18 protein-coding genes are annotated in these 23,105 nt (G+C 53.2%); 10 read left to right on the top strand and 8 right to left on the bottom strand.

All coding sequences use genetic code 11. The features are described from left to right. The first annotated feature begins 1 nt into the window (after position 1). A complete protein-coding gene (locus ABIE10_RS16730; protein WP_047499192.1) occupies positions 2 to 355 on the top strand; it encodes a glycerol dehydratase reactivase beta/small subunit family protein in 354 nt (117 codons plus the stop codon). Further along, a complete protein-coding gene (locus ABIE10_RS16735) occupies positions 356 to 886 on the top strand; it encodes a cob(I)yrinic acid a,c-diamide adenosyltransferase (RefSeq protein WP_047499190.1) in 531 nt (176 codons plus the stop codon). Here the strand turns inward: ABIE10_RS16735 and dhaR are convergent. Then, positions 864 to 2,789: a dihydroxyacetone kinase operon transcriptional regulator DhaR gene (dhaR, locus tag ABIE10_RS16740; protein WP_047499188.1), complete on the bottom strand. Its 1,926-nt coding sequence runs from the start codon at positions 2,787 to 2,789 to the stop codon at positions 864 to 866. The genes ABIE10_RS16735 and dhaR overlap by 23 nt on opposite strands. A 92-nt stretch (positions 2,790 to 2,881) precedes the next feature. Continuing rightward, entirely contained in the window at positions 2,882 to 3,979 is a 1,098-nt protein-coding gene (locus ABIE10_RS16745; protein WP_016154586.1) for a glycerol dehydrogenase, read from the bottom strand. Positions 3,980 to 4,540: 561 nt separating this feature from the next. Here ABIE10_RS16745 and ABIE10_RS16750 point away from each other — a divergent pair. Then, positions 4,541 to 6,199 carry a glycerone kinase gene (locus tag ABIE10_RS16750; RefSeq protein ID WP_279263750.1) on the top strand — a complete coding sequence of 553 codons (1,659 nt, stop codon included), beginning with the start codon at positions 4,541 to 4,543 and terminating at the stop codon, positions 6,197 to 6,199. Between the two features lie 65 nt (positions 6,200 to 6,264). Here ABIE10_RS16750 and cfa read toward each other — a convergent pair whose 3' ends face one another. After that, a complete protein-coding gene (gene cfa / locus ABIE10_RS16755; protein WP_019077741.1) occupies positions 6,265 to 7,419 on the bottom strand; it encodes a cyclopropane fatty acyl phospholipid synthase in 1,155 nt (384 codons plus the stop codon). A gap of 67 nt (positions 7,420 to 7,486) precedes the next feature. Here cfa and ABIE10_RS16760 point away from each other — a divergent pair, with 67 nt between their 5' ends. Next, on the top strand, positions 7,487 to 8,335 hold the full coding sequence (locus ABIE10_RS16760; protein ID WP_047358672.1) for a helix-turn-helix domain-containing protein: 849 nt from the start codon (positions 7,487 to 7,489) through the stop codon (positions 8,333 to 8,335). Here ABIE10_RS16760 and ABIE10_RS16765 read toward each other — a convergent pair whose 3' ends face one another. Further along, a complete protein-coding gene (locus tag ABIE10_RS16765; RefSeq protein WP_049040510.1) occupies positions 8,336 to 9,109 on the bottom strand; it encodes a siderophore-interacting protein in 774 nt (257 codons plus the stop codon). Positions 9,110 to 9,344: 235 nt separating this feature from the next. Between ABIE10_RS16765 and ABIE10_RS16770 the strand changes: the two genes are divergently transcribed. Beyond that, a complete protein-coding gene (locus ABIE10_RS16770; RefSeq protein WP_161623113.1) occupies positions 9,345 to 10,019 on the top strand; it encodes a PadR family transcriptional regulator in 675 nt (224 codons plus the stop codon). A gap of 53 nt (positions 10,020 to 10,072) precedes the next feature. Here ABIE10_RS16770 and ABIE10_RS16775 read toward each other — a convergent pair whose 3' ends face one another. Further along, positions 10,073 to 11,593, bottom strand: a complete 1,521-nt coding sequence (locus tag ABIE10_RS16775; RefSeq protein ID WP_016154592.1) for a methyl-accepting chemotaxis protein — start codon at positions 11,591 to 11,593, stop codon at positions 10,073 to 10,075. A gap of 430 nt (positions 11,594 to 12,023) precedes the next feature. Here ABIE10_RS16775 and ygjG point away from each other — a divergent pair, with 430 nt between their 5' ends. After that, the gene (ygjG, locus tag ABIE10_RS16780) at positions 12,024 to 13,403 is read left to right on the top strand and encodes a putrescine aminotransferase (RefSeq protein WP_049259762.1); all 1,380 of its coding nucleotides are present in this window, start codon (positions 12,024 to 12,026) and stop codon (positions 13,401 to 13,403) included. A 90-nt stretch (positions 13,404 to 13,493) separates the two neighbouring features. Here ygjG and ABIE10_RS16785 read toward each other — a convergent pair whose 3' ends face one another. Further along, complete coding sequence (locus ABIE10_RS16785) at positions 13,494 to 13,826, bottom strand: tRNA-binding protein (RefSeq protein ID WP_016157522.1); 333 nt, start codon at positions 13,824 to 13,826, stop codon at positions 13,494 to 13,496. Positions 13,827 to 14,035: 209 nt separating this feature from the next. On the opposite strand from ABIE10_RS16785, the gene ebgR reads away from it, so the two are divergent. The 4 genes from ebgR (at position 14,036) to ABIE10_RS16805 (ending at position 20,264) form a co-directional block, all read left to right on the top strand. After that, a complete protein-coding gene (ebgR, locus tag ABIE10_RS16790) occupies positions 14,036 to 15,019 on the top strand; it encodes a transcriptional regulator EbgR (RefSeq protein ID WP_200084101.1) in 984 nt (327 codons plus the stop codon). 207 nt (positions 15,020 to 15,226) lie between these two features. Beyond that, entirely contained in the window at positions 15,227 to 18,319 is a 3,093-nt protein-coding gene (ebgA, locus tag ABIE10_RS16795) for a beta-galactosidase subunit alpha (RefSeq protein WP_429156357.1), read from the top strand. After that, a complete protein-coding gene (locus tag ABIE10_RS16800; RefSeq protein WP_016154597.1) occupies positions 18,316 to 18,765 on the top strand; it encodes a beta-galactosidase subunit beta in 450 nt (149 codons plus the stop codon). Before ebgA ends, ABIE10_RS16800 begins: the two co-directional genes overlap by 4 nt. 65 nt (positions 18,766 to 18,830) lie before the next feature. After that, entirely contained in the window at positions 18,831 to 20,264 is a 1,434-nt protein-coding gene (locus ABIE10_RS16805; RefSeq protein WP_016154598.1) for an amino acid permease, read from the top strand. Between the two features lie 211 nt (positions 20,265 to 20,475). On the opposite strand, the gene ABIE10_RS16810 is transcribed toward ABIE10_RS16805, so the two are convergent. Both ABIE10_RS16810 and ABIE10_RS16815 read right to left on the bottom strand, forming a co-directional pair. Continuing rightward, positions 20,476 to 21,534, bottom strand: coding sequence for a glycoside hydrolase family 130 protein (locus tag ABIE10_RS16810; RefSeq protein WP_216403284.1), 1,059 nt, complete (start codon positions 21,532 to 21,534; stop codon positions 20,476 to 20,478). After that, positions 21,518 to 23,101, bottom strand: a complete 1,584-nt coding sequence (locus ABIE10_RS16815; protein WP_216403285.1) for an alpha-glucosidase — start codon at positions 23,099 to 23,101, stop codon at positions 21,518 to 21,520. The genes ABIE10_RS16810 and ABIE10_RS16815 overlap by 17 nt, the downstream gene beginning before the upstream one ends. Positions 23,102 to 23,105: the final 4 nt, after the last annotated feature.

Raw genomic sequence — 23,105 nt, forward strand, 5'->3', positions numbered from 1 at the left:
AATGTCACTTTCATCACCGGGCGTACACCTGTTTTATCACTCACGCTGGCAGGGTACTCGCGTGCTTGATGAGCTGTGCTGGGGGCTGGAAGAGCAAGGCGTTCCCTGCCGGGCAATCTGTTGCAACGATCATGATTGCGCGCTGGCGCTCAGCAAACTGGCAGCCAAAAGTTCGACGCTGCGCGTGGGTCTCGGTCTCAACGCCACCGGTGATATTGCCTTAACCCATGCCCAGTTGCCCGAGGATCGGGCGCTGGTCTGCGGGCATACCCGCGCCGGGACAGCACAGATCCGCACGCTCGGCGCCAATGCCGGTCAACTGGTTAAAGTTCTTCCCTTCAGCGAGATAAAATAAATGTACCGCATCTATACCCGAACCGGCGATAACGGCACGACCGCGCTGTTTGGCGGCAGCTGTATCGATAAAGACGACATCCGCGTTGAGGCCTACGGCACGGTGGATGAACTGATTTCCCAGCTTGGCGTCTGCTATGCCAGCACGCGCCAGGCCGAGCTACGCCAGGAATTGCGCGCTATGCAGAAGATGCTGTTCGTACTGGGGGCGGAACTCGCCAGCGATCAGAAAGGACTCACACGCTTAAAACAGCGTATTGGCGAAGAGGATATTCAGGCGCTGGAGCAGCTTATTGACCGCAATATGGCGCAAAGCGGCCCGCTCAAAGAGTTTGTTATTCCGGGGAAAAATCTGGCATCGGCACAGCTGCACGTTGCGCGAACCCTGACGCGTCGGCTGGAGCGGATCCTCATCGCGATGGGAAGAACGCTGACGTTACGCGATGAGGCCAGGCGTTATATCAACCGGCTGTCGGATGCGCTGTTCTCGATGGCCAGAATCGAAGAAACTACTCCAGATGTTTGCGCTTAAACTGGCTGGCATCGATGTCGTACTGCTTCATCTTACGCCACAGGGTGGTGCGACCAATATTCAGCAGTTGCGACATCTCCTGAACACGCCCACTGGTCACGCGGGCGGCATGGATAATCGCCTCTTTCTCGATGGCGGTAAAGGTCAGGCTGGCGGGCAGCAGTGAAGACGCCGTCTCCAGACCAGGGCGTTCGGCAAACAGATAATCCGGCAGATTGCTCAGCCGAATATGGCCGTTATCACTGCTGATGGCGATGTTTTCAATAATGCTGTTCAGCTCAAAATCATTACCCGGCCACGAATAGGCCACCAGTTGTGCCAACGCGTCGTCGTCGATCTTCAGGCTGGATGAAAAGCGTTTTTTCAGGCTATTCAACCGCGTATAAATCAGCGATGGAATACTGTTACGCCGCGCCCGCAGCGGCGGGATAACGATCTCAAAAGAGTGCAGCGCGTAATACAACTGACGGCTAAAGCGGTTTTGCTCCACCAGATTCGCGAGATCAACCGTGGTGGTGGCGATCACTTTGACATCCACCGGAATCAGCCGCCGGGCATCCAGGCGTGTTAAAACCCCCTGCTTGATCACCTGCAGCAACGCGGATTGTAACTCCGGCGCCAGATATTCAATTTTTTCCAGAAACAGCGTGCCGCCGTTCGCCAGTTCAAGACGGCTTAGCCGCCCGTTTTCATCATCAGTGGGCGCACTGCCCATAAAATCCTGCCCCAGTACGCTGTTGGCATACAGCTGGCAGTTCACGGCGATATACGGCCCGCTGGCGCGTTCGCTTTCATTGTGAATGGCCTGACTCAGTAGCTCTTTACCGACGCCCTCTTCCCCGCACAGCAGAATCGGGAAACTTCCCCTCGCCGCCTGACGACCGAAATGGATCAAGCGTCGGGTTTCTGGATCGTCTGTCGACATCTGCTCAAAGGTGTGGCTCACCTTGCCGAGCTGGCTGGTCATCAGTTGACGCATTTGCTCCACCGGATGCAGCAGCAGGATAAAGCTGTTGCCCTGCTCTTCAACAATCGGTTTCAGGGTGATGACGGCATCAATAAACTGGTGCTGGCTTTCAAAGGTGACTTCGACATGATTCAGGCCGCGGGCATGTTTGATCGCCCGACGCAGCAGCATGGGGAGATTGAGCAGGTCGTTAATATTCTTCCCCTGGCTGGCCTGCGCGTCGAGATGCAAAAGCAGCGCCGCGCGCGCATTGAGGAACTGCAATACGCCCTGTTCGTTCCAGGCCATCACGCCATCATCCATACTCTCCAGCAGCCCGTACATCTGGTTCAGATGGCGGTTGGATTCAGCCAGCAGGCTGTCAGTCAGCAATGAGTTGCCGACTTCTCTGGCAATCGCCAGCGTCAGGGATAAATCAGAAACGCACTCATGCTCTACCAGACAGCACAACGAGATGGAGCCAAACAGTCGACCATGGTTATCGAATACTGGCGTAGAGCAGAACGACCACGGATGCAACGCCTGTTTAAAGTGCTGATCGCCAGAGGTTTTTGTCGGTTGCCCCGGCATCGTCGCCAGCGACAACGCGCAGCTGCCAATAATGCTTTCCGCACAGTAACTGCCGTCGCGAAAACCGAGCTCCGCCAGTTGCTCCACCGTCTGCGGATCGCCGCAACGGCTGAGAATACAGGCCGATTCATCCAGAATTAACAGCGCGCACGGACGGCCGTCCATAAACTCCCAGGCATCTTCCAGCGCGGCCTGAGCAATCGTCAGCAGCGCCGTTTTGCGACGACAGATCGACTCAAAGGTCAGGCCCTGCGCCTGATGCGGCGCCTGCCAGGTTTCCCGCTGCATAAACTTGCTGCAACGATGCCATGACTGGGCAATGACCGAAGAGACTTCCTTCCCAATGTCCTGAGTGTGCGTCGTCATATCCCTTTCCGCTGTTTTACCATAGACAACCCCTCCGGCAGAGACTGTCAGAGGGGGGAGAAGATGCCGGATAAAAACTTACCGACGACTGATTAACGCGCCAGCCACTGCTGTCCCAGCAGGTCTGCCGTCAGAATCGCGGCATGTACGCTCTCAGGCGTCACCGGGAACGGCATATTGTGGATGGTTTCACCTTCCGCGCAGGTCGCTTTGGCCACGGCCATGATCTTGCCGTCAATGTCGTCTTTCACGCCCATTTCCGCTAACGTTACCGGCAGGCCTACTTTCTGACAGAAATTCAGCACGGTTTCGATCTCTTCCATCGGGCTGTTTTGCAGCACCAGCTGCGCCAGCGTACCAAAGGCGACTTTTTCACCGTGGTACAAATGGTGGCACTCTTCCAGAATCGTAAAACCGTTGTGGATAGCATGCGCCCCTGCAAGACCGCTGCTTTCAAAGCCGATGCCGCTGAGGTAAGTGTTCGCTTCGACAATACGCTCCAGCGCATCAGTCACCACGCCAGCCTGCGCGGCAAAGCGTGCCTTTTCGCCTTCCGCCAGCAGGGTATCATAGCACAGGCGCGCCAGGCTCAGCGCCGCTACGGTGGACTGTCCGCCCGCCATGCTGGTCGCTCTGGCGTCATAACAGGCTTTCGCTTCAAACCAGGTTGAGAGTGCATCGCCCATCCCGGCCACCAGCAGGCGTACCGGCGCTTTGGCAATGATTGCGGTGTCCATCACCACCATATCCGGGTTTTTCGGGTAGATCAGATACTCTTCAAACTCACCGGCTTCGGTATAGATAACGGACAGCGCGCTGGTTGGCGCATCGGTAGAGGCGATAGTCGGGATCACCACCACCGGTAGCTTCTGGTAGTAACCAATCGCTTTGGCGGTATCCAACGTTTTCCCGCCGCCAATCCCAACCACGCCGCGGCAACCGTGCTGTTTCAGAATGGCAATCAGGCGATTAATTTCAATATGGCTGCATTCACCGTTGAAGCGTTCTGCGTGGCAGCTAATGTCGTGGCTGTGCAGGCCATTGAGTACCTTCTCTCCCGCCAGCTTCATCACGAAGTCATCCGCAATCACGAAAAAGCTGTCCGCCAGATTTTTAGCGTATTGACCAAATAAGGTGGAAGCGTCAGGGCCCTGGAGATATTTGGCTGGAGATTGAATAACTTTTAGCATTCCTTTCATCCTCAAATAAGTACATGTTTTTACATGGTGAGCCCTGGCGTTAACCTGTTTGGCCTGTTGCTGTCGGCAAAAACAGGAGGTACCGGAGCGATGCAATAACTGTATGGCGAGGCGTGAACAAAAAAATCTTTCGTCATTTTGTTCTGATATGAAACAGATAAAAACGACGCACGTTCCATTCTGGAACGCTTATCCATAAAAATGATAAGGTTTGCGATCCCGATCCGTACATTTACCCCCAAATCTCCGGCAAACACGAAGCTCAGTTCCTCTTTTACTCATGCAGTTGTATTAAAACCGGCAAAAAAAGGCTGGCTGCGGCGTATGAGCGGCGCTGATCGCAGGAGAAAAAAGTCGAGCGAGCTCGCATTATGATTATTCCCCGCTTTTTTAAGTTTCATTTCGGAACAAAAAACAGCATCAACGTTCCGTAATGAAACTCATTTTAGCGTTGTTTTTTTCCACGCTGACTTCGCCAGAATCTCTTCATTGCCTCCGCACCATGATCCTACATTCGGGGGTTTGTCTTTCACTCAACCTCGAGGAGCCGTTATGTCTCAATTCTTTTTTAACCAACGCACCCATCTCGTGAGCGACGTCATCGACGGGGCGATTATCGCCAGCCCATGGAATAACCTGGCGCGTCTGGAAAGCGATCCGGCCATTCGCATCGTGGTCCGTCGTGACCTTAATAAAAATAACGTAGCGGTCATTTCCGGCGGCGGTTCGGGACACGAACCCGCGCACGTTGGGTTTATCGGTAAAGGCATGCTAACCGCTGCGGTCTGCGGCGATGTTTTCGCCTCCCCGAGCGTGGATGCAGTACTGACCGCCATTCAGGCGGTGACCGGTGAGGCTGGCTGTTTGTTGATTGTGAAAAACTACACCGGTGACCGTCTTAATTTCGGTCTCGCCGCCGAGAAGGCGCGTCGCCTTGGCTATAACGTTGAAATGCTGATTGTCGGCGACGACATCTCCCTGCCGGATAACAAACACCCACGTGGCATTGCGGGAACTATCCTGGTGCATAAAGTCGCAGGCTATTTTGCCGAACGCGGCTATAACCTCGCCACCGTCCTGCGTGAAGCGCAGTACGCAGCCAGCAACACCTTTAGCCTGGGCGTAGCCCTTTCCAGCTGTCATCTGCCGCAAGAAACCGACGCAGCCCCTCGTCATCATCCGGGTCATGCGGAGCTGGGTATGGGCATTCACGGCGAACCAGGCGCATCGGTTATCGACACCCAAAACAGTGCGCAAGTGGTGAACCTGATGGTGGATAAACTGCTGGCCGCCCTGCCTGAAACCGGTCGTCTGGCGGTGATGATTAATAATCTTGGCGGCGTTTCCGTGGCCGAAATGGCCATCATCACCCGCGAACTCGCCAGCAGCCCGCTGCACTCGCGTATCGACTGGCTAATTGGCCCGGCCTCGCTGGTCACCGCGCTGGATATGAAAGGCTTCTCACTGACGGCCATCGTGCTGGAAGAGAGCATCGAAAAAGCACTGCTCACCGAAGTGGAAACCAGCAACTGGCCGACGCCGGTCCCACCGCGTGAAATCACCTGCGTAGCGTCATCTCAGCGAAGCGCCCGCGTGGAATTCCAGCCTTCGGCAAACGTCCTGGTGGCCGGGATAGTGGAGCTGGTCACCGCAACCCTTTCCGATCTGGAGACTCATCTGAATGCGCTGGACGCCAAAGTCGGCGATGGCGATACCGGTTCGACCTTTGCCGCCGGCGCGCGTGAAATTGCCAGCCTGCTGCATCGCCAGCAGCTGCCGCTGGATAACCTTGCCACGCTGTTCGCGCTGATTGGCGAACGTCTGACCGTGGTGATGGGCGGTTCCAGCGGTGTGCTGATGTCAATCTTCTTTACCGCCGCCGGGCAGAAACTGGAACAGGGCGCTAACGTTGTCGAAGCGCTAAATACGGGGCTGGCGCAGATGAAGTTCTACGGCGGCGCAGACGAAGGCGATCGCACGATGATTGATGCGCTGCAACCGGCCCTGACCTCTCTGCTTACACAGCCGAAAAATCTGCAGGCCGCATTCGACGCCGCGCAAGCGGGAGCCGAACGAACCTGTTTGTCGAGCAAAGCCAATGCGGGTCGCGCATCGTATCTGAGCAGCGAAAGCCTACTCGGAAATATGGACCCCGGCGCGCACGCCGTAGCGATGGTGTTTAAAGCGCTGGCGGAGAGTGAGCTGGGCTAAGATGTAACAAGGAGCGCTTCTCAGGTATTTACTGCCTGATGGCGCTTCGCTTATCAGGCAGAACGTTAACGATAAACGCGGATCCCGCCCTCTACGCCACGACTAAACAGCACCTGCCAAAGTTCAATATCTCTGGCGCGGAAAGCCCCGGCGCAGGCGCATAAATAGTAGTTAAACATTCTTCTGAAGGTGGCGGAATAACGTGATGACAGCTCCGGCCACGCTTGATTAAAGCGCTCGTGCCACGCCATCAGCGTTTTATCGTAATCGCTGCCAAAGTTATGCCAGTCTTCCATCACAAACCGTGATTCGCTGGCTTCGGCAATATGGGAGATCGCCGGTAAGCAGCCGTTCGGGAAAATGTATTTATTGATCCACGGATCGACGCTCATCCCTTTTTTATTGCTACCAATGGTATGTAGCAGGAACAGTCCGTCCGGTTTTAAACAGCGGTCGGCGATGCTGAAATAGGTGTCGTAGTTTTTTGGCCCGACGTGTTCAAACATCCCCACGGAGACAATGCGATCGTAGTGTTTATCGAGGTCGCGATAATCCTGCAGCAGAATCTTAACGTCCAGTCCTTCACAGCGCTGCTGCGCCATTTTTTGCTGCTCTTTGGAAATGGTGACGCCTTCCACCGCCACGCCATAATGACGCGCCGCATATTCCGCCAGCCCGCCCCAGCCACAACCAATATCGAGTAAACGCATGCCCGGTTTCAGTTGTAGCTTCTCACAGATCATTTTTAATTTGGCATTTTGCGCATCGTCTAATGTGGTTGCGTCTTTCCAGTAAGCGCAGGAATATTGCATATGCGGATCAAGCATCAGTGCAAAGAGATCGTTACCAATATCATAATGTTCTTTGCCGACAATCCACGCGCGGCTCCGCGACTGCAAATTAAACAGGCGTGCGCTGGCAATACGTAAAATATCTTTCAGGTTACCCGGCATCTGCTGATCAAGTTTTGCTTTCAGGATTTTGCAGAACAGAATATCGAGCCGCTCGCAGTCCCACCAGCCTTCCATATAGCTTTCGCCAAGCCCTAACGAGCCTTGTTGCAGTACCCGTTTAAAGAAACCGGCATGATGAAGTTGAATGTCCCAGGCACGGGAGCCATTAATCCTGATATCCGCTTGCGAAAGCAGCTCTTTTCCCATTCGGGTCCAGTTATCATTTGTTTCATTGACGATGACAGCATCTGAACAAAGCGAGTTCATGGTATTTACCAAAGGTGGGCTAAAAATTCTTACGCAAGATTATTATGGAAAACAGAGTGTATGTATTATGATCCGCGGACAAGATCTATCGAGCAGCGGACACACCATCGGGAGCATTGACGATTTATTTATGGAAACTCTCGTGCAAAAACAGTGGAACTCCTTCCCGGATAACTCCATGACGGAACTGCCGCAGGATGTTTACTTTCGCTCGTATGTCCTGGAAGCCAATCATCATGTTCCACAGCATTCACACTCTTTTATGCAGTTTCATTTCGCCCGCAAAGGCAGTATGCGTATTGATGTTGCAGGCAAGTGCTGGATAATCCCGGCGCATTATGGCATCTGGATCCCGAATAATACGGAGCATGCGGTTTGGGCATTGGATGATGTGTATTTAGAGAATCTGGATATTAAACCGAGCTTTCTTGAAGAGAGCATCAATGAATGTAAAGTGGTGGCTATCAGTGATTTCGCCAGAGAGTTTATTCATTACGCCACGAATTTAATTTCGGGCCATTATGATAGCCAGTCAAAAGAGGGCAAGCTGGTTAGCGTCCTGGTCGACATTATTCTGCAGCTTCCGGAAGTCGCTTTTGTATTACCCTGGCCGCAGGATCGCGAATTAACCAAAGTTTGCCGAACAATACAAGAATCCCCGGCGTTGGAGCATTCGGTTGAATACTGGGCGCAGCATCTGGGTATGTCTGCCCGTACCTTTTCACGCCATTTCAAAAAAGAAACCGGATTGCCTTTCAGCGTCTGGAAGCAAAAAATGCGTATTCTGGAATCCGTATTAATGCTGAAGAAAAATAAAAGCGTGACCGCCGTGGCACTCGACGTAGGGTATTCAAGCACCGCGGCATTTAGCTACGCATTCCGCCAGGCGTTTGGCGTGCCGCCATCTAATTACTGATTAACGACGCTGATGCCAGTAAGCCGCTGCGCGAACAAGTTGCTGATCGAACGCCTCGGTTTCAAAGCGAGCACTCAGGTTTTTGACCACCTTACCTTCGCCGGTAATCCAGATGTAATAATCATCTGCAGGTACGCTTAGCTGCGATAAGTGTTCATTCACCGCCTGTTCGTCATGGCCGATAAACCACTGAATAGTAAATCCGTCGAGATGGGCAAAATAGTCCTGGTACGCGGCATCCTGCACACTTACCAGCGCCGTGACGTTCGGACGTACCGCTAAACGGCTGAGCGACTCCAGGCGTCGGCGTAGCGCAGGCATTCCCGATTCATCACACACGTAAACCTGATACGCATAGTCCTCTGGCACCACCAAAGAACCGCGCGGTCCACCTACCGTCAGCTTGTCACCCTCGCGGGCATTCATCGCCCACGTACTTGCCACGCCACCGTCATGAATATAGAAATCCAGTGCCAGCTCATGGCGTGCTTCGTCATACAACGGCGTGTAATCACGGGATATCGGACGCACGCCGTCAGCCCAGACAATACCTTCATCGGTGACAACCGGCGGCACAAAGTGGCTGCCCGGTTCAGGGAAAAAGACCTTGGTATGGTCGTCAAAGCCGTGTGAGCTAAAACCATCCAGAGCGTCACCGCCCAGTACAATGCGCTGAAAGCCCGCGCTAATACGTTCGACGCGCAGGACGGTAAGTTCCCGAAAACGCAGTTCATTGCGAACGCGCTGCGGGTAGCGTGAGGTGTTTTTTGTCATTTTTTCGCCTTCGGAAGATAATACGATATATCTAATTTAATTTTTAAATGATAATGATTGCTAATCAGAAAGATTGCAAGCACTTTTTTGATATAGTCGCCTTCTGACTAAACGGCTAACACACACCTTTAAAAAAGATAAAAATCATAAAGTTAAACAAAAAAACATTTTATAGTCTTGCACCAAAACAATATTTAGATATAAATTAGATATATCTAAAACACATCAGGAGACGATGATGCAAAACCATCATGAAGGTTGCTGCAAGCATACAGAGCACCAACACGAAGGCTGCTGCAAGGGTGAAGGGCATCACCACGAAGGCCGCCACAACGAACACCATGCAGGTTGCTGCAAAGGTGAAGAACATCGCCATGAAGGCTGCAACAAAGAACATCACCACGAACAGGGTTGTGGACACCGCCACGGTCGCGGCGGCGGTCGTCGCCAGCGCTTCTTCGGTCACGGAGAATTACGACTGGTCATTCTGGATATCCTGACCCGCGACGCCAGCCACGGCTATGAGCTGATTAAAGCGATTGAAACCCTGACTCAGGGCAACTATACCCCGAGCCCGGGCGTCGTCTATCCGACGCTGGATTTCTTGCAGGATCAAGAGCTGATCACCATCAGCGACGAGGAAGGCGGGCGTAAACAGATTGCGATCACAACCCAGGGCCAGCAGTGGCTGGATGAAAACCGTGAGCATCTGGAACATATCCACGAACGTATTAAAGCCCGCTGCGTGGGTTTTGAATTACGCAAGAACCCGCAGATGAAACGCGCGCTGGAGAACTTCAAAGCCGTGCTGGACCTACGGGTCAATCATGGTGATACCAGCGATGCGCAGATCAAAAAAATCATCGGTATTATCGATCGCGCTGCGCTGGATATTACTCAACTGGATTAATCTACAGAGCAGGCGGAACGCGTTCACCCTGCGTTCCGCCTTTATCCTTAATATTAATGCAGCACCGTGACTGCATCTTCCAGACGACCAGCGCGATGTTTCACCATCGCGGAAATCTGGGCACTCTCTTCAACCAGCTCGGCGTTTTTCTGCGTAATGTTGCTTAATTCATTCACTGCGCGAGTCAGGCTCGAAAGACCATCTGACTGTTCCAGCGTTGAGTGACTGATTTGGGCGATCAACTGCGTCACGTTTTGCACCTGCGCCACAATATCATCCATCGTGCGCCCTGCGGCGTGAACCTGGTCAGATCCGGACTGCACCTTATCGGCGCTGGCATCAATCAGCTTGCGGATATCATTGGCTGCACTGGCGCTGCGGCTGGCAAGATGACGCACCTCTCCCGCCACCACGGCGAACCCTTTCCCCTGCTCACCCGCCCGTGCGGCTTCAACAGCGGCGTTCAGGGCCAGAATATTAGTCTGGAAAGCGATATCGTTAATCAGCGTGGTAATGGTGCCGATCCGCTGGGTGCTGTTGGCGATATCGTCCATAGTTTTGATGACGGTATCCATCGCCTCGCCGCCGTGCGTCGCCGCGCTGCTGGCTGCAATGGAGAGCTTGTCGGCCGCGGCGGCGGTCTCTGAGTTTTGCTTCACCGATGCCGCCATCTGATTCATAGTGGTCACCGTTTCCTGCACGTTCTCTACGGTCTGCTGCGTATGCTTGTTTAAATCATCGCTGCCTTTCGCCAGCGTTTCGCTGTCGCTGCGCACACAGCTCACCTGACTGGAGACATCATGGATGAGCCAACGGCACATTAGCCCCAGTTGCCCCACCGCTCGCAGCATCAGGCCCAGTTCATCACTGCGGTTAAGATGTGACACGCTGTTTCGTTCACCGGTCGCCACTTTTAGCGCCTGACGAGCGACATTCTCAATAGGACGCACAATCTGCCATTCGAAAATAGCCGTTCCCAGCATCATCACCAGCGCGCTTATCAGTAGTAACGGCCATTCGGCGCCCATTTGCTGCAATGCGGCTGCCAGTACGATAAACATAATTGCCATTACGCTGCGCACTCGCCAGCGAATCGGCAGCGCCGGGAGTTTACCCAGCCAGCCTTTGCGTACCACCAGTCCTTTATGGATACGTCGGTTGCAACGCCCTTCATTCAGCGCTTTATATAAAGGCTCTACCGCCGCAATCTCCTCGTCCGTGGCCCGGGTACGAATCGACATATATCCGGTGACACGACCTTCCCGTACCATCGGCACCGCATTGGCCCTTACCCAGTAGTGATCGCCATTCTTACGCCGGTTTTTCACAATCCCGCTCCATGGCTCGCCCTGTTTCAGGGTGTACCACATATCCGCAAACGCCGCTTTTGGCATATCCGGATGACGAACCAGATTGTGCGGCTTATCGAGCAATTCATTCAGTTGATAGCCACTGACCTGGACAAAGGTATCGTTCGCGTGGGTGATATAGCTTTGTAAATCGGTGGTCGACATGAGGGTGATATCATCATCCAGCGGTGTATTTTGCTGACTAACGTAGGGATGAGAAGACATGATTGCGTCCTGTGCAGGTTATCTGGTTGTTAACTCTTTCGGCTTATGTTATTTCGGCGATAATTTTTTTATCTTTAGTTGTTAAATTTGATTTAGATCGCAATTTGCGATTAAACCTCAAAATCTGTACGCATTCTAATCCATTGATTTAAAATACTTTCATTCAGTAACTATTCAACTACACGTCTACCAACGCACCGTCACAGTGCAAATATTGCTCACTTTTAGCGCAGAAAAGTGCTTTTCCGATCTGTTTTCACGGCCTTAACCTGGGCAAAATGCCAGCAAATGTTAAACGTCAGCATTAAATGTTGCGTGAATGAGATGTTTCCTGGTGTTTATCCCGATTTTTGCTAAGCGCGCCGGAATGGCGCAATCACTGCAATACTTAAATCAGTATCATGTGATACGCGAGCTCCGGGAGCATATTTTGAACAGGTTACCTTCCAGCGCATCGGCCCTGGCCTGCAGCGCACACGCACTGAATCTCATCGAAAAGCGCACGCTTGATCATGAGGAAATGAAATCTTTAAACCGAGAGGTGATTGAATACTTCAAGGAGCATGTCAATCCGGGGTTCTTAGAGTATCGAAAATCTGTAACTGCAGGCGGGGATTACGGAGCCGTAGAGTGGCAAGCGGGAAGCCTGAATACGCTTGTCGACACCCAGGGGCAGGAGTTCGTCGATTGCCTGGGTGGATTTGGAATTTTCAACGTGGGGCACCGTAATCCAGTCGTGGTTTCCGCCGTACAGAATCAACTCGCGAAACAACCTCTGCACAGCCAGGAGTTACTTGACCCTCTGCGGGCCATGCTGGCAAAAACCCTCGCCGCGCTGGCGCCAGGTAAACTGAAATACAGTTTTTTCTGTAACAGCGGGACCGAGTCGGTTGAAGCCGCTCTGAAGCTGGCGAAAGCGTATCAATCGCCGCGCGGTAAATTTACGTTCATTGCCACCAGTGGCGCATTCCACGGCAAATCACTGGGAGCACTGTCCGCCACGGCTAAATCAACCTTCCGCAAACCCTTTATGCCGCTGCTGCCGGGTTTCCGCCATGTGCCGTTTGGCGATATTAACGCGATGCGCACCATGCTCAGCGAGTGTAAAAAGACCGGTGACGACGTCGCAGCCGTGATCCTCGAACCTATCCAGGGTGAAGGGGGCGTGATCCTGCCACCGCAAGGGTATTTGCCCGCCGTGCGTAAACTTTGCGATGAGTTTGGCGCGCTGATGATCCTTGATGAAGTGCAGACCGGCATGGGTCGTACCGGCAAAATGTTCGCCTGCGAGCACGAAAACGTGCAGCCCGACATTATGTGTCTGGCCAAGGCGCTGGGCGGCGGCGTGATGCCAATTGGCGCAACTATTGCCACTGAAGAGGTGTTTTCCGTCCTGTTCGACAATCCCTTCTTGCATACCACCACGTTTGGCGGCAACCCGCTCGCTTGTGCGGCTGCGTTAGCCACCATTAACGTCCTGCTGGAGCAAAATTTACCGGCTCAGGCGGAGCAGAAAGGCGATATGTTGCTGGATGGTTTCCGCCAGCTTGCGCGGGAGTACCCAGACCTGGTGCATGATGTACGCGGTAAAGGCATGCTGATGGCAATTGAGTTTGTCGATAATGAAATCGGCTACAACTTTGCCAGTGAGATGTTCCGCCAGCGGGTACTGGTTGCCGGCACGCTAAACAATGCAAAGACGATCCGTATCGAACCGCCGTTAACGTTAACGATCGAGCAATGCGATCTGGTATTGCGATCGACGCGCAAAGCCCTGGCAGCATTACGGGTGAGCGTGGAGCAGGTGTAATACAGGTCGGATGGCGCTGCGCATCTCAGGCTTACGGGATCAAATGTAGGTCGGATAAAAGCGTAGCGGCCATCCGGCAATTAGCACAACTTAAACAATCCGCACACCCGCAGGCATAAGGCGTTCTGGCGTCAGCAGCACGCTTTCGCTGCCATCGTCCGTCTCAGCGCAGAGCAACATGCATTCTGACGTTTCCCCGCGCATTTTGGCCTTTTGCAGATTACACAGCACCACCACCGTTTTCCCCATCAGCTCCTCTTCGCTGTAATAAGGCACCAGGCTGGTCACGGTTTGCAGCGTACGCTCTCCCACATCCACCTGCACGATATACAGCTTATCAGCATTGTCATGGCGCTTTACCTGTGCGATTTTTCCAACACGTATTTCCATTCGGGCAAAATCAGCAAATGCGACGGTATCCATTGTGTTCTCCTTTGGTAAAATTTTACTAAATACTAGCAAAATATTTTCTTGGCATGGTTCTCAAAAGCGGGAAAATGACGTAGTCATCACACTCTGAAAGCCCAGTTTTACCCCAGGCATGTCAATTAAACGTACTTTTTTTACTGAAAACAGATGAATAGATAAGCACTTCATTTACAATGCGCAGGTAACTCAGGGAAAAGGCAAACATGGCAACACTTAAAGACATCGCAATCGAAGCTGGCGTGTCCCTGGCGACAGTGTCCCGGGTTTTAAACGATGACCCCACGCTGAATGTAAAAGAAGAGACCAAGCATCGCATTCTGGAGATCGCGGAAAAACTGGAGTACAAAACCAGCAGTGCTCGTAAAAACCAGACCTGCGCGCTCGGCCCCCAGCATATTCTGGCGCTCTACAGCTACCAGCAGGATTTGGAAATCAACGATCCTTACTATCTCGCGATCCGTCACGGAATAGAAACCCAGTGTGAGAAGCTGGGGATCGAACTGACCAACTGCTATGAGCACAGTGGGCTGCCGGAGAGCAAAAACATTACCGGCATTCTTATTGTCGGCAAGCCTTCTCCGGCTTTGCGTAATGCGGCAACAGCGCTTACTGACAACATCTGCTTTATCGATTTCCATGAACCCGGCAGCGAATATGACGCCGTCGATATCGATCTGGCCCGCATCAGTAAAGAGAGCATCGACTACTTCATCGCCCAGGGCGTCACTCGCATTGGCTTCATCGGCGGTGAAGACGAACCCGGCAAGGCAGATATCCGTGAAGCCGCGTTTGTCGAATACGGTCGTCTGCAGCAGGTCGTTTCTGAACAGGACATCTATCGCGGCGGTTTCTCCAGTTCATCAGGGTATGAACTGGCCAAAAAAATGCTGGCGAAAGCCGACTATCCCGGTGCCCTTTTTGTGGCTTCAGACTCGATTGCTATTGGCGTTCTGCGCGCCATTCACGAGCGTGGCCTGAACATTCCGCAGGACATTTCGCTAATTAGCGTTAATGATATCCCGACAGCGCGCTTCACCTTTCCTCCGCTTTCCACCGTTCGCATCCATTCAGAAATGATGGGCAGTCAGGGCGTCAACCTGCTGTTTGAGAAAGCCCGCGATGGGCGTGCGCTTCCTCTGCTGGTTTTTGTTCCCAGCAAGCTGAAACTGCGCGGCACCACCCGCTAAAATCCCCAGTAAACACGCCCGGTTTCTTCTGATGCCGGGCGCGCATTGTCATGCATTATTTTCTGCGCCCCTATTATTTTCGTGATCCAGTTAAAGTAAATCACCTCACTCGCTATATTTTAGTAAAACTTTTACTAAAATCACCATCAATTACACTTACTCACCATTACAATGAATGGTTCCGATTTTTCTCCACCGGGAGGCCTTATGAATCGCTGGGAAAACATTCAGCTCACCCACGAAAATCGACTGGCGCCACGCGCATATTTTTTCTCTTATGACTCCGTTGCGCAGGCTCGCTCGTTTGCCCGCGAAACCAGCAGCCTCTTTCAGTTGCTAAGCGGTCAGTGGAATTTTCAGTTCTTTGAGCATCCGCTGCAGGTGCCGGAAATCTTTACGTCGCAGTTGATGAATGACTGGGGCAGCATCACCGTCCCAGGCATGTGGCAGATGGAAGGACATGGCAAACTGCAGTATACCGACGAAGGTTTTCCTTTCCCGATTGATGTCCCCTACGTTCCGACCAATAACCCCACCGGAGCCTACCAGCGCATTTTCTCCCTCAGCGAAGGCTGGCAGGGCAAACAAACGCTGATTAAATTTGATGGCGTAGAAACCTACTTCGAAGTTTACGTGAATGGTCAGTACGTCGGTTTCAGCAAAGGCAGCCGCCTGACGGCTGAATTTGATATCAGCGCGGTCGTAAAGACCGGTGACAACCTGCTGTGCGTTCGCGTAATGCAATGGGCTGATTCCACTTACGTTGAAGACCAGGACATGTGGTGGTCGGCGGGAATTTTCCGCGACGTCTATCTGGTAGGCAAACAGGCGACCCATATTCAGGATTTTACTGTTCGCACCGAGTTCGATGATGACTATCGCGACGCCATCCTCACCTGCGACATTGCGCTGGAAAACCTGGGTTCCACGCCAGCGATGGCGTCGCTCGAATACACCTTGTTTGACGGTGAGCAGGCGCTGCATAGCGGCGTGATTAACAATCTGGCAGTGGATCAACACACCCGCACCGCTTTTAATTTCAAGGTTAGCGCGCCGCAGCAGTGGTCAGCGGAATCGCCGTATCTTTATCATCTGGTGATGACGCTGAAAGATGCCAACGGCAATCTCCTTGAGGTCGTGCCACAGCGGGTCGGATTCCGCGATATCAAAGTTCGCGACGGTCTGTTTTACATCAATAACCGCTACGTGATGCTGCATGGCGTTAACCGCCACGATAACGATCATCTTAAAGGCCGTGCGGTTGGCATGGATCGCGTTGAAAAAGATCTGCTGTTAATGAAGCAGCACAACATCAACTCCGTGCGTACCGCCCATTACCCGAACGATCCGCGCTTCTATGAATTGTGCGATATCTACGGTCTGTTCGTGATGGCCGAAACCGACGTTGAATCTCACGGCTTCGCCAATATCGGCGATATCAGCCGGATAACCGACGATCCGCTGTGGGAAAACGTCTACGTTGAGCGCATCGTGCGCCACATCCATGCACAAAAAAACCACCCGTCGATCGTCATCTGGTCGCTCGGCAACGAATCCGGATACGGCTGTAACATCCGCGCCATGTATCACGCCGCGAAAGCGCTGGATGACACGCGTCTGATCCATTACGAAGAAGATCGTGACGCCGAAGTGGTGGATATCATCTCCACCATGTACACCCGTGTGCCGCTGATGAATGAGTTTGGCGAATATCCACATCCTAAGCCGCGCATCATCTGCGAATATGCTCACGCCATGGGCAACGGTCCCGGCGGGCTGACGGAATATCAGAACGTCTTTTATCAGCATGACTGCATTCAGGGACACTATGTCTGGGAATGGTGCGATCACGGGATTCAGGCCAAAGATGACGACGGCAACGTCTGGTACAAATATGGCGGCGACTACGGCGACTATCCGAACAACTACAACTTCTGCCTTGATGGCCTGATTTATTCCGATCAAACCCCGGGGCCGGGTCTGCAGGAGTACAAGCAGGTGATTGCGCCAGTAAAAGTACGCGCACAGGATCTGGCTCGCGGCGAGCTACGGGTAGAAAACAAACTGTGGTTTACCACGCTTGACGACTACACCTTGCATATTGAGGTTCGCGCCGAAGGAGATACGCTTTCTGCTCAGCAGATAAAACTGCGCGACGTCCCTCCTAATAGCGATACCCTTGTGCAATGCACACTGCCGGAGCTGGATGCGCGCGAAGCGTTCCTCAACGTCATCGTGACGAAAGATTCCCGCACGTTATACAGCGAAGCCGGGCACCACATCGCGACTTATCAGTTCCCGCTGAAGGCCAGAACGGCGGCTGCCGTACCGTTTAGCCAGCAAAACGCTACCCCTCTGACGCTGGAAGACAGCCGCCAGAGCTGCACCATACGCGGTTATAACTTCCTTCTGACCTTCTCAAAACTGAACGGTAAGCCCATTAGCTGGACCGTTAACGGTGAGGAGCTGATTACCCGTGAGCCGAAGATTAATTTCTTCAAACCAACCATTGATAACCACAAACAAGAGTTCGAAGGCCTTTGGCAACCAAATCATTTACAGATTATGCAGGAGCATCTGCGCGATTTTGCCATTGAGCAAACCGATGACGCGCTGTTGATAACCAGCCAGACGATTATCGCCCCGCCGGTATTTGATTTCGGTATGCGCTGTACCTACCGCTGGCGGATTGCCGCAGATGGTCAGTTGAACGTGGAGCTTTCCGGCCAGCCTTACGGCGAGTACCGGGACATTATTCCGTGCATCGGCTTCACGATGGGCATCAACGGCGATTTGGGGCAGGTGGCGTATTACGGACGTGGTCCCGGTGAAAACTATGCCGATAGCCAGCAGGCCAACATCATCGATATCTGGCGCAGCAGCGTGGATGAGATGTTCGAAAACTATCCGTTCCCGCAAAACAACGGCAATCGTCAGGACGTGCGCTGGGCAACGCTAACCAACCGCCACGGCAACGGTCTGCTGGTGGTTCCGCAGCGCCCTGTCAACCTGAGCGCCTGGCGCTATACGCCAGAAAATATCTTTGCCGCACAGCACTGTAATGCGCTGCAGCGCAGCGATGACATCACCCTAAATCTGGACCACCAGGTGCTGGGCTTAGGCTCCAACTCCTGGGGAAGCGAGGTGCTTGATTCCTGGCGCGTCTGGTTCCGTTCGTTCAGCTACGGCTTCACGTTGTTGCCGGTTTCCGGTAGCGAATCTAGCGCTCAAACCGCCGCCAGCCGCGTCTTTGGTACCGGGTTCTTTTCCACGAATTTGCACAGTGAGAATACAAAATGAGGATCATCGACAACTTAGCGCAGTTCCAACAAATTTACGCATCCGGGAAGAAGTGGCAGCGCTGCGTCGAAGCGATTGAAAATATTGATAATATTCAACCAGGCGTCGCCCACTCTATCGGTGATTCCCTGAGCTATCGCGTGGAGACAGACTCCGCGACCGATGCACTGTTTACCGGTCATCGTCGTTATTTTGAAATCCATTACTACCTGCAAGGACAGCAAAAAATAGAGTATGCCGCCAAAGAGGATCTCCAGGTGGTTGAATATTATCGCGATGAAACCGATCGCGAATATCTGAAAGGCTGTGGAAAAACCGTAGAAGTGCGCGAAGGACAAATGGTTATTTGTGACAACCATGAAGCCTATCGTTTTATTTGTAATAACGCAGTGAAGAAAGTCGTACTCAAAGTCACCATCGAAGATGGTTATTTTCATAATAAATAAAAACACAGGCGGCGCCGACGTTGCGCCGCCAGTACCCTATAATAATCAGGAATCGGAGATGTGCTATGTCTGATACCAAACGTAATACCATCGGCAAGTTCGGCTTACTTTCACTCACCTTTGCCGCGGTTTATAGTTTTAATAACGTTATCAACAATAATATTGAGCTGGGTCTGGCATCCGCACCGATGTTTTTCCTCGCGACGATCTTCTACTTTATTCCGTTCTGCTTAATCATCGCTGAATTTGTTTCGCTGAATAAAAACTCCGAAGCCGGTGTCTATGCATGGGTGAAAAGTTCGCTGGGCGGACGTTGGGCATTTATTACCGCCTATACCTATTGGTTCGTTAACCTGTTCTTTTTTACCTCGCTGTTACCCCGTGTTATCGCCTACGCCTCATATGCTTTTTTAGGCTACGAATACATTCTGACACCGTTCGCAACCACGGTGTTAAGTATGGTGCTGTTTGCCTTCTCCACCTGGGTTTCGACCAACGGCGCAAAAATGTTAGGACCGATTACTTCGGTCACCTCCACATTGATGCTGCTGCTGACCCTGTCCTACATCCTGCTGGCGGGTACTGCGCTGGTTGGCGGCGTACAGCCTGCTGACCCTATCACCGTAGACGCAATGATCCCGAATTTTAACTGGGCCTTCCTCGGTATCACCACCTGGATCTTTATGGCGGCAGGCGGTGCGGAGTCGGTGGCAGTGTACGTCAACGACGTCAAGGGCGGGTCCAAATCGTTCGTGAAGGTCATTATCATTGCCGGGATTTTTATCGGCGTGCTCTATTCCATCTCCTCGGTACTGATCAACGTCTTCGTGAGCAGCAAAGAGCTGAAATTTACCGGTGGTTCGGTACAGGTATTCCACGGCCTGGCGGCATACTTTGGCCTGCCGGAACTGATCGTTAACCGCTTTGTCGGCCTGGTCTCCTTTACCGCGATGTTCGGCTCTCTGCTGATGTGGACCGCAACGCCGGTGAAAATTTTCTTCTCTGAAATTCCGGCGGGTATTTTCGGTAAAAAAACCGTCGAACTGAATGAAAATGGCGTTCCGGCCCGCGCAGCCTGGATTCAGTTCCTGATTGTTATCCCGCTGATGATTATCCCAACGCTCGGCTCCAATACCGTGCAGGATTTAATGAACACCATCATCAACATGACCGCCGCCGCATCGATGCTGCCGCCGCTGTTTATTATGCTGGCTTACCTGAATCTGCGCGCAAAACTGGACCACTTACCGCGCGACTTCCGTATGGGCTCGCAAAAAACCGGCATTATTGTGGTATCGATGCTGATTGTCCTTTTCACCATCGGGTTTATTGCCTCGACCTTCCCGACCGGTGGTAACATCATGACCATTATTTTCTATAACGTCGGGGGGATTGTTATTTTCCTCGGTTTTGCCTGGTGGAAATACAGTAAATACATCAAAGGGCTAACCAAAGAAGAAAAAGCTATTGAGGCGGCTCCCGCGTCAGATATTAATTAAAATATTAATAACGATTAGAGCGGTCTGTTTTCTTGCTCACCTGAAATACAATGTGAAATTAAATATACAGACTTGCAGGGCATTTATTGCCCTGCTCTTCTGTTGTGTACTTTCATTATTTGCAGCAAAGATTCGTCCACCAGCGGCCGCAACGTGTGAATCGCCCCCCCAGCCAGAAGGAGGTTTAGCAACCCAGGACACTCTGCGGCATTTATTTAACCCCCAGATGCCGCCACAGTTTGTCCAGCGGCATTGTCGCCAGCGCCACGCACTCATCGGCGGCGCCGTACCAGACGTGCAGCGTCTCATCGCGGATCAGCGCCCCACAGGTGAACACCACATTGCCGAAGAAGCCTTCGCGCTCGTAGGGCGCATCTGGCTCCAGCAACGGTACCGGTGATTTCGCCAAAATATGGGTCGGATCGTTGAGATCCAGCAGCAGCGCGCCGAGGCAGTAGTGCTGATCGGCATCCACACCGTGGTAGATCTCCAGCCAGCCGCGATCGGTTTTTAATACCGGCGCGCCGCCGCCTGATTTACGGCAGTCCCAGGCATCGCCGGACCGTCCCAGCAGGTGGCGATGGTTGCCCCAGTGCAGCATATCCGGCGACTCGCAGATCCAGATTTCCGGATGACCGAAGTGGCACGGGGCCGGACGGGTCAGGGCGTGATATTTACCGGCGATCTTTTCCGGGAAAAAGCAGACGTCGCGGTTGTCCGGACAGAGGATCAACCCTTTTTTCTCCACCGTGACAAAGTCTTTGGTCACCGCCAGCGCGGTAGAGATCCCCAGCGACGACACCGCCGAGTAGTTGATGTACGCGATATCATCGATGCGGGTGATCCGCGCATCTTCGCAGCCGAACTCTTCATATTGCGTATCGGCGATGATAAACGGCTGGCTGTCAATCCGGAAGTTCACCCCGTCGCGACTGCGCGCCAGACGCAGATGCGACATGGAGGTCAGCCACACCCGCGCCGGATCGCTTTTCAGCACGATCACCCGCGGATCGCTGAAATCATAGCGTTCATCGCGACGATCGAAACTCGCGGTGGCCTGTACCCAGCCCGCATCGGTTTTTTCCAACAGCGGTACGACACGCTGCTGCGGGTCGGAATTGATCACGCTTTCCGCCACCCGCAGCAGCAAAACGATCTCCCCGTCACACTCCGTTACGCCAGCATTGAAAACACAATCGACCTTCCTGCCGGGCAGTGAAGGCGTCACGTCCGCCGGGGTAATCAACGGGTTTTTACTGTGCCTGTCCATGTACTCTCCTTTTGATCAAACATTGATTCTTACCAATCCATTGCGCGTCCTCTCCGTACAGCTCTTCAGCCTCAATCTCCTGCCACGGATTGCGAACAGGCGCACCAAAGTTGATGGCGATCCAGACCTGCTCCGCCGCCGTCGAACGGGTAAACCAGACGCATTCGTCAGTGAGGTTAAGCGAGTCCTGCTGTCCCTGATGCAGCGCCGCAACGCAGCGGCGCAGGGCGATCAGCAGCCGGTACTGATGCCAGAACGATGTCTCATCCTGTTGCTGGCGCTCCGCGTTAATCAGGGCGATATCGCCGCCGACGGGCATCCACGGCGCGACGGTGGAAAATCCGCCAAAGGGGGCGTCGCGCCAGGGCAGCGGCGCGCGCGAACCATCCCGCGAATGTTCAATAGCCAGCGCCAGCGCCTGCTGTGGGCTGCTGCCTGCGGCAAGGGCGGTGCGGTAATGGGTTTTTCCCTGTATATCAAAAAGCTGCTCTGCCGTTTGCGGACGGTAGTCGGTCACCCCCAGCTCTTCGCCCTGGAAGATAAACGGCACGCCGCTCACCGTTAGCTGGAGCGCCAACACCGCCAGCGCCCGCCCGGTATCGCGCTCGTTTTCGCCAAAGCGGCTGATCATCCGTGACATATCATGGCTGGAGAAAAACAGCGTCGGTAAACCCGACTGCGCAGCCAGCGTGGTTTTTAACTGGCTGAAAAGACGGGAAACATCAAAGGTTTTCTGGCTGCCGATATTGAAATTAAACACCACGTCCATCAGTTGCGGACTTTGATAGCGGCTGAGCACGTCAGGGTCTTCGCTGCCGATTTCGCCAATCAGGAAATAGTCCCCCTGCGCCCGAACATGGGCACATAGCCGTTGCAGCGTTTCCGGGAGTCGCGGCTGATTGATGTCAAATTTATGGCGCTGCTCGCCGTTCTCTTCCGGGTTATCAGGCCCAATGCCGTCGGTAGTAAGAAAGTTGATGACGTCAAAGCGAAAACCGTCCACCCCCTGCGTAACCCAGAAATCCACCACCCGGTAAATTTCCTGTTCCACCGCGGGGTTGGCCCAGTTGAGATCCACCTGGCCGGGCGCGAATTTATGGTAATAAAATTCGCCGGTGTCAGGCTCCGCGGTCCACGCGCTGCCGGAAAAGAAAGAACGCCAGTTATTCGGCTGGCGGCGAAAAAGGAAATAATCACGATAGCGGCTGTCCGGATTATTCCACGCATCGCAAAACCAGGGATGTTCTGAGGAGACGTGATTGACCACCAGATCGATAATCACCCGAATGCCTCTGGCATGGCAGCCGTCAACCACCCGGCGGAAATCGTCGAGAGTGCCGAAACGGGCGTCAACGGCGCAGTAATCGCTGATATCGTAGCCGTTATCCACCAGCGGAGAGGGATAAAACGGCGTGATCCACACCGCGCCAATGCCCAGCGCCTGCAAATAATCCAGCCGGGAAATCAGGCCCGGAAAATCGCCCAGCCCGTCGTTATTGCCGTCGCAAAACGAAGGCAGATAAATTTGATAGCAGGTACACGCCTGCCACCACAGTTGCTTTTTCACCGTC

Origin of the sequence: Citrobacter sp. 506 (assembly GCF_050434985.1) — a bacterium.
GTDB classification, from domain to species: domain Bacteria; phylum Pseudomonadota; class Gammaproteobacteria; order Enterobacterales; family Enterobacteriaceae; genus Citrobacter; species Citrobacter braakii.

What these genes read in the sequence shown, in the direction of transcription:
- ABIE10_RS16805 (WP_016154598.1), top strand. Translation starts at nt 18,831, where the DNA reads ATGTCTGATACCAAACGTAATACCATCGGCAAGTTCGGCTTACTTTCA.
- ABIE10_RS16785 (WP_016157522.1), bottom strand. Translation starts at nt 13,826, where the DNA reads ATGGATACCGTCGCATTTGCTGATTTTGCCCGAATGGAAATACGTGTT.
- ABIE10_RS16750 (WP_279263750.1), top strand. Translation starts at nt 4,541, where the DNA reads ATGTCTCAATTCTTTTTTAACCAACGCACCCATCTCGTGAGCGACGTC.
- ABIE10_RS16770 (WP_161623113.1), top strand. Translation starts at nt 9,345, where the DNA reads ATGATGCAAAACCATCATGAAGGTTGCTGCAAGCATACAGAGCACCAA.
- ABIE10_RS16765 (WP_049040510.1), bottom strand. Translation starts at nt 9,109, where the DNA reads ATGACAAAAAACACCTCACGCTACCCGCAGCGCGTTCGCAATGAACTG.
- ABIE10_RS16760 (WP_047358672.1), top strand. Translation starts at nt 7,487, where the DNA reads ATGATCCGCGGACAAGATCTATCGAGCAGCGGACACACCATCGGGAGC.
- ABIE10_RS16800 (WP_016154597.1), top strand. Translation starts at nt 18,316, where the DNA reads ATGAGGATCATCGACAACTTAGCGCAGTTCCAACAAATTTACGCATCC.
- ABIE10_RS16735 (WP_047499190.1), top strand. Translation starts at nt 356, where the DNA reads ATGTACCGCATCTATACCCGAACCGGCGATAACGGCACGACCGCGCTG.
- cfa (WP_019077741.1), bottom strand. Translation starts at nt 7,419, where the DNA reads ATGAACTCGCTTTGTTCAGATGCTGTCATCGTCAATGAAACAAATGAT.
- ABIE10_RS16775 (WP_016154592.1), bottom strand. Translation starts at nt 11,593, where the DNA reads ATGTCTTCTCATCCCTACGTTAGTCAGCAAAATACACCGCTGGATGAT.
- ebgR (WP_200084101.1), top strand. Translation starts at nt 14,036, where the DNA reads ATGGCAACACTTAAAGACATCGCAATCGAAGCTGGCGTGTCCCTGGCG.
- ebgA (WP_429156357.1), top strand. Translation starts at nt 15,227, where the DNA reads ATGAATCGCTGGGAAAACATTCAGCTCACCCACGAAAATCGACTGGCG.
- dhaR (WP_047499188.1), bottom strand. Translation starts at nt 2,789, where the DNA reads ATGACGACGCACACTCAGGACATTGGGAAGGAAGTCTCTTCGGTCATT.
- ABIE10_RS16730 (WP_047499192.1), top strand. Translation starts at nt 2, where the DNA reads ATGTCACTTTCATCACCGGGCGTACACCTGTTTTATCACTCACGCTGG.
- ABIE10_RS16810 (WP_216403284.1), bottom strand. Translation starts at nt 21,534, where the DNA reads ATGGACAGGCACAGTAAAAACCCGTTGATTACCCCGGCGGACGTGACG.
- ABIE10_RS16745 (WP_016154586.1), bottom strand. Translation starts at nt 3,979, where the DNA reads ATGCTAAAAGTTATTCAATCTCCAGCCAAATATCTCCAGGGCCCTGAC.